11 protein-coding genes and 1 tRNA gene are annotated in these 14572 nt (G+C 40.9%); 7 read left to right on the top strand and 5 right to left on the bottom strand.

The window, feature by feature from the left end:
• Positions 1–10: 10 nt before the first annotated feature.
• Positions 11–1564 carry an NAD(P)/FAD-dependent oxidoreductase gene (locus I595_RS07670; protein WP_054558847.1) on the bottom strand — a complete coding sequence of 518 codons (1554 nt, stop codon included), beginning with the start codon at positions 1562–1564 and terminating at the stop codon, positions 11–13.
• 435 nt (positions 1565–1999) lie between these two features.
• Between I595_RS07670 and I595_RS07680 the strand changes: the two genes are divergently transcribed.
• Together I595_RS07680 and I595_RS07685 are read left to right on the top strand one after the other, a co-directional pair.
• Positions 2000–2428: a hypothetical protein gene (locus I595_RS07680; RefSeq protein ID WP_054559104.1), complete on the top strand. Its 429-nt coding sequence runs from the start codon at positions 2000–2002 to the stop codon at positions 2426–2428.
• Positions 2425–2832 (top strand): DUF2141 domain-containing protein, encoded by a 408-nt coding sequence (locus tag I595_RS07685; protein ID WP_054558849.1) that lies wholly within the window; start codon positions 2425–2427, stop codon positions 2830–2832. The genes I595_RS07680 and I595_RS07685 overlap by 4 nt, the downstream gene beginning before the upstream one ends.
• 5 nt (positions 2833–2837) lie before the next feature.
• Here the strand turns inward: I595_RS07685 and I595_RS07690 are convergent, their stop codons facing one another.
• The 4 genes from I595_RS07690 to I595_RS07710 all read right to left on the bottom strand — a co-directional run bounded on the left by I595_RS07690 (position 2838) and on the right by I595_RS07710 (position 6560).
• A complete protein-coding gene (locus I595_RS07690; RefSeq protein ID WP_083467530.1) occupies positions 2838–3227 on the bottom strand; it encodes a SusC/RagA family TonB-linked outer membrane protein in 390 nt (129 codons plus the stop codon).
• 174 nt (positions 3228–3401) lie between these two features.
• Positions 3402–5588, bottom strand: a complete 2187-nt coding sequence (gene feoB / locus I595_RS07700; RefSeq protein WP_054558852.1) for a ferrous iron transport protein B — start codon at positions 5586–5588, stop codon at positions 3402–3404.
• Entirely contained in the window at positions 5585–5824 is a 240-nt protein-coding gene (locus I595_RS07705; protein WP_054558853.1) for a FeoA family protein, read from the bottom strand. Before I595_RS07705 ends, feoB begins: the two co-directional genes overlap by 4 nt.
• Before the next feature lie 64 nt (positions 5825–5888).
• Entirely contained in the window at positions 5889–6560 is a 672-nt protein-coding gene (locus I595_RS07710; protein WP_054558854.1) for an SCO family protein, read from the bottom strand.
• Between the two features lie 153 nt (positions 6561–6713).
• Between I595_RS07710 and rseP the strand changes: the two genes are divergently transcribed.
• The 5 genes from rseP to I595_RS07735 all read left to right on the top strand — a co-directional run bounded on the left by rseP (position 6714) and on the right by I595_RS07735 (position 14550).
• A complete protein-coding gene (gene rseP / locus I595_RS07715) occupies positions 6714–8069 on the top strand; it encodes an RIP metalloprotease RseP (protein ID WP_054558855.1) in 1356 nt (451 codons plus the stop codon).
• A gap of 175 nt (positions 8070–8244) precedes the next feature.
• Positions 8245–8318: transfer RNA gene (locus tag I595_RS07720), tRNA-Asn, on the top strand.
• Between the two features lie 1322 nt (positions 8319–9640).
• Complete coding sequence (gene ilvB, locus I595_RS07725) at positions 9641–11026, top strand: biosynthetic-type acetolactate synthase large subunit (RefSeq protein ID WP_417926337.1); 1386 nt, start codon at positions 9641–9643, stop codon at positions 11024–11026.
• A gap of 170 nt (positions 11027–11196) precedes the next feature.
• On the top strand, positions 11197–12270 hold the full coding sequence (gene ilvA, locus I595_RS07730; RefSeq protein WP_054558857.1) for a threonine ammonia-lyase IlvA: 1074 nt from the start codon (positions 11197–11199) through the stop codon (positions 12268–12270).
• A gap of 339 nt (positions 12271–12609) precedes the next feature.
• Entirely contained in the window at positions 12610–14550 is a 1941-nt protein-coding gene (locus tag I595_RS07735; protein ID WP_083467532.1) for a CocE/NonD family hydrolase, read from the top strand.
• Positions 14551–14572: the final 22 nt, after the last annotated feature.

Raw genomic sequence — 14572 nt, forward strand, 5'->3', positions numbered from 1 at the left:
TTTTCAAATTTTATAGTCCAACAATCGCCGCCTCTGCGCAACGTTCTCCGTCCATAGCTGCAGAAACGATACCTCCGGCATAACCTCCGCCTTCCCCACAAGGGAACAAACCCTTAATTTCTGGATGTTCCAGCTTTTCCGTTCTCGGTATGGTAATGGGTGAAGAGGTTCTGGATTCTACCCCAACAATATTGGCCTCCTGCGTATAATAGCCTTTCATTTTTTTTCCAAATTGGACAAAACCTTTCCGCAGCCTACTTCCAATCAGCTTTGGAAAGAGAGAATGTAGCGGAGCAGCATTCAATCCAGGCTGGTATGAGGTAGGGTTTACGTCTTGTGACATCTTACCTTCCACAAAATCTGTAAGGCGTTGGGCAGGTGCTGTTTGCGTCCTGCCGCCGGCGGTGAATGCCAATCGTTCCAAGGTCTTTTGATATTCCAATCCCTTAAAAACCCCAAATTTTTCATAATTGGGCAAATCTTTGTCCACATTAATTTCTACCACTATCCCGGAATTGGCAAATTGATTGTTCCTTTTTGAAGGGGACATGCCATTGACTACTACCTCGCCTTCTGCGGTTGCAGCCGGAACAATAAAACCTCCCGGGCACATACAAAAAGAGTATACCCCGCGGTTATTTACCTGCTGTACCAGGCTATAAGCGGCCGCGGGCAACAGTTTGCTGCGTTCTCCAGGACAATGGTATTGTATGGAGTCTATGATATGCTGTGGGTGTTCTACCCTAACACCCATGGCAAAGGATTTGGCTTTTAAGCTGATGCCTTTTTGGTGCAAAAGCTCAAAAATATCCCGTGCAGAATGGCCAGTGGCTAAAATTACACGTTGCGTGGCCAGTTCCTTTTCATTATTGACCACTATGGCATCCAACCGATGGTTCCTTATCTTAAAGTCGGTCACCTTGGTGTTAAAATGCACTTGGCCACCAAATCGTATGATGGTCTCCCGTATGTTTTGGACAATTTTGGGAAGTTTATTGGTGCCAATATGTGGATGCGCATCCACAAGGATGTCTTGTGTAGCCCCATGGAACACCAAGCTTTCAAAAACCCGGCGAACATCCCCCCTTTTTAAACTTCTGGTGTACAATTTTCCATCGGAATAGGTGCCGGCGCCGCCCTCCCCAAAGCAGTAGTTGCTTTCGCTATGGACTTTATGGTCTTGGTTAATGGCCTTAAGATCCCTGCGCCTTTCCCTGACATCCTTTCCACGTTCCAACACAATGGGCTTATACCCCAATTCCAAACAGCGTAACGCAGCCCACATTCCTGCAGGCCCAAAACCAATAATGTGGATGGGCTTTGCTTTGGAAACATCTTTATACGCAAATTTAAATCCCTCACTGTTGGGCATAGGTTCATTGATGTAGACTTCTAGTTTGTAATTAAAGTAAATATTGGGTTTACGCGCATCAATGGACTTTCTTTGTACTTTAAGTTCAAATTGGTCTTCTGAAATACCCAAATACTTGGCAGTTTTGGTCTTAAGGCCGTTAGGTTGCCCTTCTTCCTTTAAACTGATCCGTATCTGAATGTTTCTCACCATGTGGTAAAACTAGTGGATTTTAGCCATACTTTACCCCTCGTGTTCCCAGAAGTAACTTGCATTTTGTGTGTAGTACAAATCCATTTAAAAATTTTGGAATGGGCATTGCCAAAAGAGAATCCATTTAAAGACCGCCCCATCTCTTACAAACGGTTGATTACGTCCCCAGATTTCGCGAAAGGTAAGCGCTTTTTAAGTTTTTGATGGGTTGGCTTTGGTTAGCAGCGGAACTGCAATTGGTGGTGTAGGGACATATGGGAGCGATTTTGGGGATTACACCGTAATAGGCCTTACCCTTGCTTTTAGGTAGTATATTTTGGATATACCTTTTTATAGCGGTAATAAGGGTTTTGGTTAAGATTCGCTTTGGGGTAATGACGGCTTGCGCTTGTGAAGGACAAGCCTTTCCGTTACCTTTATGCTTTTGGAGGCGGCATGAAAAAAGGTAATTGGTTCTGGAATTTGGTGATTCTCCTTACGGTTGTGGTTTGTGTGGCCGCCTTTGTGCTGCATTATAAAAATTGGGCCAAATTAGAGGAGGGAAACTTTGGTATTACTTCGGGTATTTACCGTAAGACCATCCCAATAAATGATATTTCTGTGGTGGCTTGGGTGGATAAAATTCCCCAAATGGAAAGGAAAAATGGCTTTTCTTGGGGAGTAAAGGAAAAAGGGATTTTTATGGATTCCATTACTGCAAAAGAGGTATTTGTGTTTGTGGACAATTTAAGGACAAGAAAAGTTCTACTTAGTTCCAAAGATTCCATAGACCTTTATTTCAACTTTACCGATAGTACGGAAACCCAACGGATGTATCAGAAAATAAAAGCATTGCTAACACAGCAACAAACCGTGAAACCATGAAATGTATAACCCCAATTTTACTCTTGCTAAGTGCGTTATGTACGGCACAACATACTATAACGGTCAGTGTGGAGAACGTAAAAAATAGCAATGGGGCCATAAGGGCGGCACTTTATGATAGCTCTGACAGTTTTTTAAAATTTGATGCCGTTTTTGCCTCTACCGCATCCAAAGCCACACCAACAACCACGGTTTTGGTCTTTAAGGATATTCCTAGCGGGGCCTACGGTATCGCCCTTTTTCATGACGAAAACGATAACGGCGAAATGGATACCAATTGGATGGGTATTCCAAAGGAGAAAGTAGCTTTTTCAAAAGCAAGGATGAAGGCCTTTGGCCCGCCGGATTTTGAGGAATGTAAGTTTGCGGTACAAAAAGACATCAACTTGGTCATTGAACTATAGGGTAGTTATTCCACTGTAATCTCAATAACGCCCTGTCCGCCCCTGGACCCATAAATAGCAGCATCCGGTCCAGATAATACTTTAATTTCCTTTACCATAAAATTATTGATGGCCTCATCTGCCAGTCTAATGGAATTGCCTAGAATTTGACCGTTTAGGACATAAAGGGGTTCTCCGGTATTTTCAGGGGCTAGGGAATTATTGGCTTTTAGTAGCACGGGAACCCCATTGCGCAAAATAATTCCCGGTTGTTGCCGTATTTGGTTCAGCAAGGAAAAGTTTCCCCGGTTCTTTTCTTCCAAATCATCCCTTAGATCGGTATTGCCCGCGGTTTTAGTGGTCTGGCAAGAAATGCCCAACATCAGGATAAGCAGTAGGAAACGGTATGGATTCATCTTGGTTTATTTAGATACAAAAAAAAGTTATCCGCAGCCGCAGTTAGAATTGCTACAGGACCTTGTTGCTTTTTCTTTGGGTTTGGACAACAGGCGTTTTGGTAGAACAAAGGTTTTTACCAAATATGCCATGGCAATTAAAACAATAAGGTATACCAATATTTCCTGCATAGGTCAATTTAAGGTTTGAAAAGCCACCAATGCTACAAGATAAGCAAAAACGCTCATGAATCCTAGTTGTACCATGGGCCATTTCCAGCTATTGGTTTCCCGTTTTACGATGGCCAATGTGCTCATACATTGCATGGCAAACGCGTAGAACAACATGAGTGAGATGCCCGATGCTAAATTAAAGAGGGGTTTTTTGCCGCTATCATCCAGTTCTGCCGCCATACGGTTCTTTATGGTCTCTTCCTCATCGCTGCCAACACTGTAAATGGTGGCCAGGGTACTTACAAAAACCTCCCTCGCCGCAAAGGAAGTCAATACGGCAATACCAATTTTCCAATCGTAGCCCAAGGGCTTTACAATGGGTTCAATGGCCTTTCCGGCATATCCAATGAAGGAATGTTCCAACTTATAACTCGCAATTTCTTGTTGTACCGCTTTTTTGGTAAGTTCTTGTTTCACTATGACCAAGGAATCTTTTGGAAGGTCCACGGCGGCCATACGGTTATTGATGTAGTTTTTACTGTAGTTATTTAACCCTTCCTTCTCAATCCGCTGGGTGACAATGGAATCTGCATTTTTAAATTTTTCAGAAATGCCGTTAGAACCCAAAAACCAAAGTACCACTGCTATGGCGAGAATAATTTTACCCGCTCCAAAAACAAAACTCTTGGTCTTTTCAAGTACGGTGTAAAAAACATTTTTAAACAAGGGAAGACGGTAGGCGGGCATTTCTATCATAAAAAATGACCTGCTTTTGATGTTAAGTATTTTGTTCAATACCGTGGCAGACGCAATGGCCATGGCAAACCCCAAAATATAAAGTAACATAAGGGTGAGCGCCTGGTAGCCCAGACCAAGAAAACTACCTTCCGGTATCACAAGGGCAATCAAGATCAAGTAGACGGGCAAGCGGGCAGAGCAAGTGGTGAAAGGCACCACCAATATGGTTATAAGCCGTTCTTTCCAGCTTTCTATGGTGCGTGTTGCCATTACGGCAGGTATGGCGCATGCCGTCCCAGAAATTAGGGGCACAACACTTTTACCGCTAAGTCCAAATGGGCGCATGAGTTTATCCATTAAAAAAACCACCCGGCTCATGTAACCAGACTCCTCTAGTAAGGATATAAAAAAGAACAAAAATGCGATTTGCGGAACAAAAATAGCAATACCCCCAATCCCAGTAATGATGCCTTCTGCCAATAAATCCGTTAGCACCCCAGGGGGCAAGGTGGCTTTAATCCATTCTGCCGTTGCAGCAAATTGGGCGTCTATCCAATCAGAGGGATAGGAACTCCACTCAAAAATGGCTTGGAAAATAATCAATAGGATGAAAAAGAAAATGAGATAGCCCAAAATCCGATGGGTGAGAATCTTATCTAGCGTGGCACGTAAGCCTACGGCACTGTTTAGATCTACCTTATAGGTTTCCTTTAAAACTGCATTGATAAATTGATACCTAATTACGGTTTCCTTGTGTTGTAGTTTTTTGAGTTGTTCTGCCGATTTTGTTGAAAAAGAGCCCGCATCCGCGATACGTTGTTTTTCAATGGGCATAAAGTTCACATCCTGTGTAATGACCAACCACAGTTTATAGGTGTCCTCTTCTGGAAAAGCCTTGGTCAAGGCTTCAAAATAAGGCCGGTCAATGCTGCTAATGTCTATATTGGGGGCTACAGGAAGGTCTTTGTAATTGGCTATAAGGGTTTTGATGCGTTCAATTCCCTTATTTTTTCTTGTGCTTACCAAGGCAATCTTGGTCTGGAGTTTTTGGTTGAGCCTTTCAATATCCAGTGAAATGCCCTTGCGCGACATCCGGTCTGACATATTGATGACAAGGATAGTTGGTATTTTTAAATCCTTTATTTGGGTAAAAAGCAGTAAATTTCTTTTTAGGTTCTCCACATCTGAAATCACCACCGCAACGTCCGGATAATCGCTACTGTTTTTGTTGAGCAGCAACTCCACCACCACACTCTCATCCAACGAGGTGGTATTTAAGCTGTAGGTGCCAGGTAAATCCAGAATACGCGCCTTTTTTCCCTCTGAAAGCTTGCACAAGCCTACCTTTTTTTCCACCGTGATGCCGGGGTAGTTTCCCACCTTTTGTTTGAGACCGGTAAGTTGGTTAAAAACAGAGGTCTTCCCGGTGTTGGGGTTTCCTATAAGGGCTACGTTAATGGTTCTGCTCATAGAGATTCCGGTGCTACAAGCTCAATCTCAATTTTTTCGGCAATGTGTTTCCGTATGGCAATATGGCTTCCGTTAACATTGAGGTAAAGCGGGTCTGATAGTGGCGCAATATGCAATAACTCAACGGAATTTCCGGGGAGGCAGCCCATTTCCAATAACTTAATGGGTATCCTATACTCCACAAAATGCTTGATAATGCCCTTTTGTCCTTGTTTTAGCTGTGCAACCGTTGCCAATAGACCTTATTTAGATTGATTTTAATTAGCAAATGTAACTTAAAATTTTGAAAGCTTTGGGGTGCTATTGGTAAGATGCCTTTAGAATTTGGATATCGCCCAAAAGCTTTTCAATCTCTTCCGTTTTGGTGCCATCATAAAACCCTCGGATACGTCTTTCTTTGTCCACCAAAACAAAATTCTCTGTGTGTATCATATCGTAGGGTCCACCATCGCCATCACTTTTAGCTGCCAAATAAGATTTTCTCGCCAGTTCATAAATCTGCTTTTTATCACCCGTGACCAAATTCCACTTATGGTCAATGACCCCTTTTTCCAAGGCGTATTTTTTAAGCTGTGCAACGGAGTCTATTTCTGGGGTAACGGAATGGGAAAGCAACATGATATCATCATCGGCTAGGATGGCCTCTTGTACCACGGCCATGTTTTTTGTCATAATGGGACAAATGCTGGGGCAGGTGGTAAAGAAAAAATCGGCCACGTAAATCTTGTTTTTGTACTCTTGTTGCGTTATGGTATCCCCGTTTTGGTTAATGAGTTTAAAGTCTGCAATCTGGGCCTTTTGTTTTTGGTAGTGTAAACTACTATCAATTAGCTCGGTGTTGACCATGTTGGGGGTATAGATGGGCAGTCTTTTCTCTATTTTTAGCGCATCATAGATAAAGTAGATGATGATCAAGGATATGACTCCCAGGACACTACCAAATAATTTAAACTGTTTTAAAAAATTTCCCATAGGATACAAAAATAGGGCAGCACGTGGTATTGCTCAATTTTCTTTGCGGTTTTGGTGCTAAATGTTTCTTAAAAGCCCAAGGCAAATAAAGGCTATGGTTTTGTAAGCAGCTATAAACGCTTACTTTTGTCGGCTTACAGGAAAGAATTTAGAATGAATCCGATAGTTATACAGGTCATACAGTTTTTTTTAAGCCTCTCTTTATTGATCGTTTTGCATGAGCTTGGGCATTTTATACCTGCCAAGTACTTTAAGACCAGGGTAGAAAAGTTTTACCTCTTTTTCGATGTTAAATTTTCCCTCTTTAAAAAGAAAATTGGAGAAACGGAATATGGGATAGGTTGGCTGCCGCTGGGAGGTTATGTAAAAATATCCGGGATGATTGATGAGAGCATGGATACCGAAGCCATGAAAGAGGAACCAAAGCCCTGGGAGTTTAGGAGCAAGCCAGCTTGGCAACGATTGATCATAATGTTGGGCGGGGTAACGGTAAACTTTGTCCTTGCAGTGATCATTTATATTGGTATGGCCTACCAATACGGGGATGAATTTATTCCAATGGAAAGCTTAAAAGATGGGGTTTGGGTGTTGGAGAAAAACATCGGGGATAAAGCAGGCATTAAAACAGGGGATAAGATTCTGGCCATTGATGGCAAGAAAATAGAAACCTTTAGCAGCGTGTACCTGGAATTGGTGAACGGGAACGTGGTCACTATTGAAAGGGACGGACAGCGGATGGATATGCAAATGCCGGTTGATTTTATTGAAACCTTGATCGAGGATGAAGATAAGGTACGGTTCTTGTATCCCAGGGTCCCCTTTATTATTGGCGAGGTGCCGGAAGATTCGCATAATTACACATCTGGTCTACAGCCAGAGGATAAGGTCACCAAAATTGGTGGCCAGCCGATTACCTATTACGATGAATATGATGAGATTATTAAAAAATATAAGGGAGGTGAGGTAGATTTTACTGTAGTAAGTCCCAATGGGCAAACCAAAAATATTCCCATTAAGGTAAATGATTCTGCCAAAGTAGGCATTAGGGCGGGCATTCCAAATTTATTTGATTTAGCCGAAACAGGTACGGTGGACATAGAGACCACAAAATATACTTTCGCGGAGGCCATTCCGGCAGGCATTAACAAGGGGGTTGCCACCTTGACCAGCTATGTAAAGCAATTAAAAAAGATTTTTAATCCGTCTACCGGGGCATACAAAGGGGTAGGTGGTTTTGCCGCCATAGGGAAAATGTTTCCAGATACTTGGAATTGGGCCGCTTTTTGGTCTACCACGGCGTTAATATCCATTATTTTGGCCTTTATGAACATATTACCCATTCCGGCATTGGATGGGGGGCATGTCATGTTTTTGTTGTACGAGATGGTGTCTGGCCGTAAGCCCAGCGACAAGTTTATGGAGTACGCCCAGATGGCCGGATTTTTTATTTTGATCGCCCTGTTGCTCTTTGCCAATGGCAATGATGTCTACAAAGCTATTTTTAAATAAAATGATTGATTTTTTCTTTGCGGTGTGTCAAAGAAAAATTTATATTTGCAGCCGCTTTGGATAAATTCCTCCTTACCTGCCTGCCGGCAGGCAGGGCTCAGAACTGAGCTTCTACCGTAAACCGGCAAAAAGTAATGGAGTTAGGTCATAAAAGGCCTTACAAATAGAGTAATATTCCTCCTTAGCTCAGTTGGTTAGAGCATCTGACTGTTAATCAGAGGGTCCTTGGTTCGAGCCCAAGAGGGGGAGCAGCAACAGCAAGGCTTCAGAGAAATTCATACTCTGGAGCCTTTTTTATTTGCACGCAGATTGATAAAATTTTTATTTAGGGTCAAACTTTAACATTTCAGTCTACATTTATCCAGAATAACCAGCTATTTGTCCCATTTCTTACCTGAATACTTAGCGCATGGATCCTATTTCAATTTTATAGTATTCGGGAAGATAAGCGTAAAATAAAATTGAAATAGGGCGCTCCTACAAATTTTAGTTTTATTCCTTTTCTCTTTACTGGTATTTTGCGAATACCAATAAGAACCAATTGAGTTCAAAAATTATTTAGTAAAAAACACTGTTCAAAATTCAACAAAGAGGCACAAATATTATTTTTTGCGACAAAATTCTCCATTGTTTACAGGGGTTTTCTCTCCTTTTGTCGCAATTACTAAAAATCACATTCGGTTTATTTCATAATTAAATGATATTCATTTACTTAAATAGAGAAACATCGCTTTAGCGTGTTACCCTCTTGCTTTACATTCTTCGTCCTGCAAGCAGGACAGAATTTATAAACATAAAGTGCCTTTCACGTCAATCATATTGAACCAAAACAGTCAAAATTTCATTGACTTATAATTTTTAGAGAAAATCACATTATGAAATTATTATATAAACCTATTTACTATTAATTAAAATCAAAATATGATAAGAAACAGAATATGCGTTTCAAACCATCCAATAAAAGGTGAATTAACGAAACTAATAAAAGAGACCACAAATGGGATTTTTAAAGAAATGGCCTTTTTCCCTTATGAAACTGTCTTATTAATCGGCCCTGTTAATCCATTTCAATTGAACAGTTGCACTCATCTTTACTTTCTACAATTGCACTAGACCGATTTTCTAAAATATGAGATGAGGGTAATTACGGTTCTTTTTGGCAACAAACAAAATCCATTTATCTTTCATTGGTTATACACTAAAAAATAGAGTCATAAGTATTCAAGACTGAAGTTAGATTAGGCAACTTCGTAAATTTAGTTACATTTGAGTAAAATAATGAGAAATTCTAAAGACATAAAAACAGTTATTAGTATTCCCAATTGTTAAACTAGGGAATGATATTTATTTATAAAAAAAAGGCCATCCCAACAGGGTGGCCTTTTTGTTTTGAATAAAGAAAATGCAAAAAACACAAATTAATATCATTATAATTTTTAATTCCGAATAACGGATTACACCTTATTGTTACAACATAGGCCACTCCAAAAAGGGTGGCTTTTTTTATTTAATACTGACAAATGGAAGAAACAAAGACATTATTTGAATCCAAATTGAGAACTCCAATGCAGATGAGTGGAGCCGAATCGGTAGTCCACAGCTTAATAGCAGAGAAGGTCACTACTTTGTTTGGCTACCCAGGTGGAGCAATCATGCCTGTTTATGACGAACTTTTTAAATATGATAACAAATTAAAACACATACTCTGTCGTCATGAACAAGGGGCCATACATGCGGCTCAAGGTTTTGCGAGGGTCAAAAACGGTGTTGGTGTGGTTCTAGCAACCTCAGGGCCTGGAGCAACCAATTTATTGACGGGTATCACCGACGCTCAGATAGATTCCACAGCATTGGTATGCATTACTGGTCAGGTAGATAGTAAACTTCTTGGTTCGGACGCCTTCCAAGAAACAGATATTATTTCGGCCTCTACCCCTTTGACCAAATGGAACTTCCAAATAACTAGAGCATCAGAAATCCCATCAATAATGGCCAGAGCATTTTATATCGCAAAATCAGGGCGTCCTGGCCCCGTTTTAATTGATATTACGAAAGATGCGCAATTTGAGCTTGCGCAATTCCATTATAAACCGTGCACAGCTTTGGACGGATTTGTTCCATACCCTAAAATTGAAATGCAAAATATCCGTGCGGCCGCAGAACGTATAAACTCAGCAAAGAGGCCTCTCGTAGTATGGGGGCAGGGAATCCTATTGGGTAATGCCGAATCGGAATTCAAAGCCTTTGTTGATAAATCGGGGATACCTTCGGCATCGACTATAATGGGAGCGTCCGCACTTCCTACGGCACATCCGTTGAATATGGGTATGCTGGGTATGCACGGTAATTACGCACCTAATGTTTTGACCAATGAATGTGATGTTCTTATTGCCTTAGGTATGCGTTTTGATGATAGGGTCACCGGAAACCTAGAATCATACGCTAAGGACGCTACCGTGATTCACTTTGAAATTGATTCCGCCGAATTGAACAAGAATGTCATCGCGGATATTCCGGTTCTTGGTAATGTTAAGGAGTCTTTGCATAAAATCCTCCCTTTAATTCAAGAAAAGGAATATCCTGCTTGGTACAAGAGATTCGCGGATAAAAAATCAATTGAATTCAAGGAGATTATCAATTACGATTTAAACCCTAGTAAGGAAGAATTAACCATGGCAGAAGTGTTGGAAACCATCAATAAGGCGACTGGCCAAGAAGCTATAATTGTATCGGATGTAGGTCAACATCAAATGGTATCATGTCGTTACGGAAGCTATAAAAATTCGCGTAGCCATATTACCTCAGGGGGCCTGGGCACGATGGGTTTTTCCCTTCCCTCAGCTATTGGGGCGAAATTAGGGAGTCCACAACGAGAAGTGGTGGCAGTAATTGGAGATGGTGGATTTCAGATGACGCTTCAGGAGTTAGGCACCATTTTCAATATAGGATTGCCGTAAAAATCGTAATTCTCAACAATAATTTTCTGGGAATGGTAAGGCAGTGGTAAGAAATGTTCTTTGATGGAAGGTATTCCAAAAAGTACGAAGCCAACATCTTTTTTAAAAGGGAAGACTTACAAGAAGTCCGTTCTTATAAAATAAGGGGAGCTTATAATAAGATGAGTTAATTGAGCCGTACGGAAAAAAGAAAGGGGGTTATTTGCGCTTCAGCTGGCAATCATTCTCAAGGGGTGGCATATTCCTGTAAATCACTAGGTATAACCGGAACGATTTTCATGCCGATAACCAGGCCCATTCAAAAAGTTGAACAGGTCAAAATGTTCGGTGAAAGCTTTGTGGAAGTTGTGCTTTACGGAGACACTTTTGATGATGCAAAGGCAAAGACTGTCAATGAAAGCAAAGATCAAGGCAAAGTTTTTGTGCACCCATTTGATGACCCTAGAATCATTGAAGGTCAAGCAACAGTCGGACTGGAGCTAACTGAGCAAGCGGACTTCCCGATTGACTACATATTCGTGCCAGTTGGAGGAGGTGGCTTAGTTGCTGGAATCTTGACCATACTAAAGCATTTATCACCAAAAACAACTGTTATTGGGCTAGAACCAGAGGGAGCGGCTTCCATGCTACTTGCTATCGATAATGGCCATGTCTCATCCTTAAGTGACATAGATACGTTCGTGGATGGGGCTTCGGTAAAACAAGTAGGAGGACTAAACTTTTCTATATGTCATGGGCATCTTAAAGAATTGCTCAGTGTCCCCTCCGGTAAGGTAGCGAAAGAGGTAATTGAACTATATAATAGGGATGCAATGGTAATTGAACCAGCGGGGGTCCTGTCAGTTTCTGCGCTGGATTACTATAGGGATATCATTAAGGAGAAGAATGTGGCCTGCATTCTCAGCGGGGGTAACAATGACATTTCAAGGACACCTGAATTCAGTGAACGAGCATTATTATTTGAGAACCTCAAACACTATTTCTTGGTGAATTTCCCCCAAAGGGCAGGTGCTCTGAGGGAATTTGTAATTAAAATCCTCGGGCCTAATGATGATATTACATTTTTTCAGTTTATTAAGAAGAATAATAGTAGTAGAGCCATAGCCGTGGTGGGAGTGGAATTAAAATCCGTTGAAGATTTACAACCTCTCATACATAGAAAAAAACTACACGGCTTCTACAGTGACCATCTGAATGGGAAGCCGGAACTTTTGAAGTCTTTGGTTTGGACAAGTCTTTTGTAATAATGAATTACAACCGATAAAGTTCTTAATAGTAATGAGTTCTTACAAGTGGTTTTCAAAATTTAAAATCTTCATTTTTTTTAAGAAACTAGTCAACATTCAATATCCAAGATTTACAATCTAACTTTCCAGCAATCCATATTCTTAATCATCTTTTACAATTCAATGGAATCTTAAAGGTTTCAAAAAAGATTTTAAATCTGGAATGGTAATTACAGCGGTTATTAATTACAAAGGTTATTCTAAAGGCAGTCGACATGTGAATTGATAAAATGGAATTTTGACATAAGAGAATAATTTATATTTTTGAGTGAATGTTCATTCATTAATTAGAAAGCAATGAAAACAATTAATAATCCAATAATCATCCTTCTATTCCTCTTCGCTATTCATTTTCTAGCTGCGAATACTAACGAATACGTGCTCCCAAGAGAGATAATATCTGATTCCATAATTCCTTTTTATAAAGGCCCATACAAAGTACGCGTGGAGCGCAGCCATTTTATCAAAATGCGAGATGGGGCGCGACTTTCTACCGATTTGTATTTTCCAGTGGATTACGAAGGAAAGCTTCCAGTTATCTTGGAGCGTACCCCCTATGACAAGGCCAATAGAAGAATAGCCGACCCAGAGGCACCTATTACCATGAATAATCAGGCTTATTATTACGCGAGTCATGGTTTTGTGTTTGCAGTACAAGATAGAAGAGGCAAGTTTGAATCTGAAGGAGATTACACTATTGGCTATGGAGATGTTAACGATGCATACGATACCTTAGAATGGTTCGAAAAGCAAGACTGGTTTAACGGTAATGTTGGAATGATTGGTTGTTCTATTCCAGGGGGCAACGTAATCAAAGCTGGCATGAGCCAACATAAATCTCTAAAAGGTCTGGTACCTCAGTCAGCAGGTTTTGGGCACGGTACGGCCGGAGGCACTATGGCAAGGGGCTTTTTACGTGGAGGGGTTCAGAATATGTGGATGCCACTTTGGACTCATGGTTTTGGGTCCAAACTGTTTTATCGCCCATCAAAACGATTAAATCGAGAAGAGTATCTCAAAGTAGCAGATAGATTTGATTTTAGACCAAACGTCAATGATTTAGTGGAATATATGGATCTTACCACCGGTGCTTTTACAAAAAAAGGCTTGGAGACCATTATGCACCTCCCGTTGGTTGAGATAGATGACCTTATGGGCTCCCCACCATCTGATTGGGACAATTTAATATCCAAACCACCTATGGACCCCTGGTGGCTGGCCGGCGATTATCTCGAGGACGAGGATGCAGTTAGCGGAGGAGCCTTGCACGTTAACTCATGGCACGATTACAGTGTCCATGAAACTATGCTTCAATTTGAACATTTTTCGAAAAAAGGTAAAACTGAATGGGATAGAGAAAATCAATACGCAATCATTGGACCGTTGGGACATTGCAGACTTGAAAATCTCACTTCAAACACTATTAATGTTGATAGGGAATTGGGTGATGCCAGATTTGATGCCTGGGGTACGTATCTTAAATGGTGGGATTATACCTTAAAAGGCAACAAGGATGCTTTTGAAGGGACTCCAAAAATCCAGTATTTTTTACCCGGGGCCAATGAATGGCGTTCCTCGGACGAATGGCCAATTGCCGGAACTGTTCCAACAAAACTCTACCTTTCAAGTAACGGGAGCGCCAATACCCGTCTTGGTGATGGAAGCTTAAATTGGGAAAAAGCAAAAAGTGATGAAATAGATGAATATGAATATGACCCTTCAAATCCAGTTGGAAACTTTGAAGAAGCTGTAAACCAGGGCTCATCGGATATGTCAGAATTAGAATTACGCAAAGATATACTGGTCTATTCTACATCGCCTTTAGAAGAAGATATCGAAATGACAGGAAAAATTCGAGCTAAAATTTGGGTATCTACCAATGTACCGGATACCGATTTGGCCTTAAAGTTGGTAGATGTATATCCCGATGGTCGCGCTTATGCCATAAAAGAAACGTATTTACGATTACGTTACCGAGATGGATATGATAAGACCGTCATGATGGAACCTGGAAAAATATATCCCATTGAGCTTGGTACAATGACCAGTGCAAACCTTTTTAAGAAAGGCCACCAAATACGTATTGAAATTACCAGTTCCAACTTCCCCACCTTCGCACGAAACTTAAATACGGGAGGTAACAATGCCACGGAAACTGAATTTCAGAAAGCTAACGTAAAAATTCTCCATGGTAAGAGACATCCATCACATATCGAATTACCGATAATTAAAAGATAAAAAATTTCCCAAATGGAAAGCT

The sequence above is a fragment of the Croceitalea dokdonensis DOKDO 023 genome (assembly GCF_001306415.1).
GTDB lineage: Bacteria > Bacteroidota > Bacteroidia > Flavobacteriales > Flavobacteriaceae > Croceitalea > Croceitalea dokdonensis.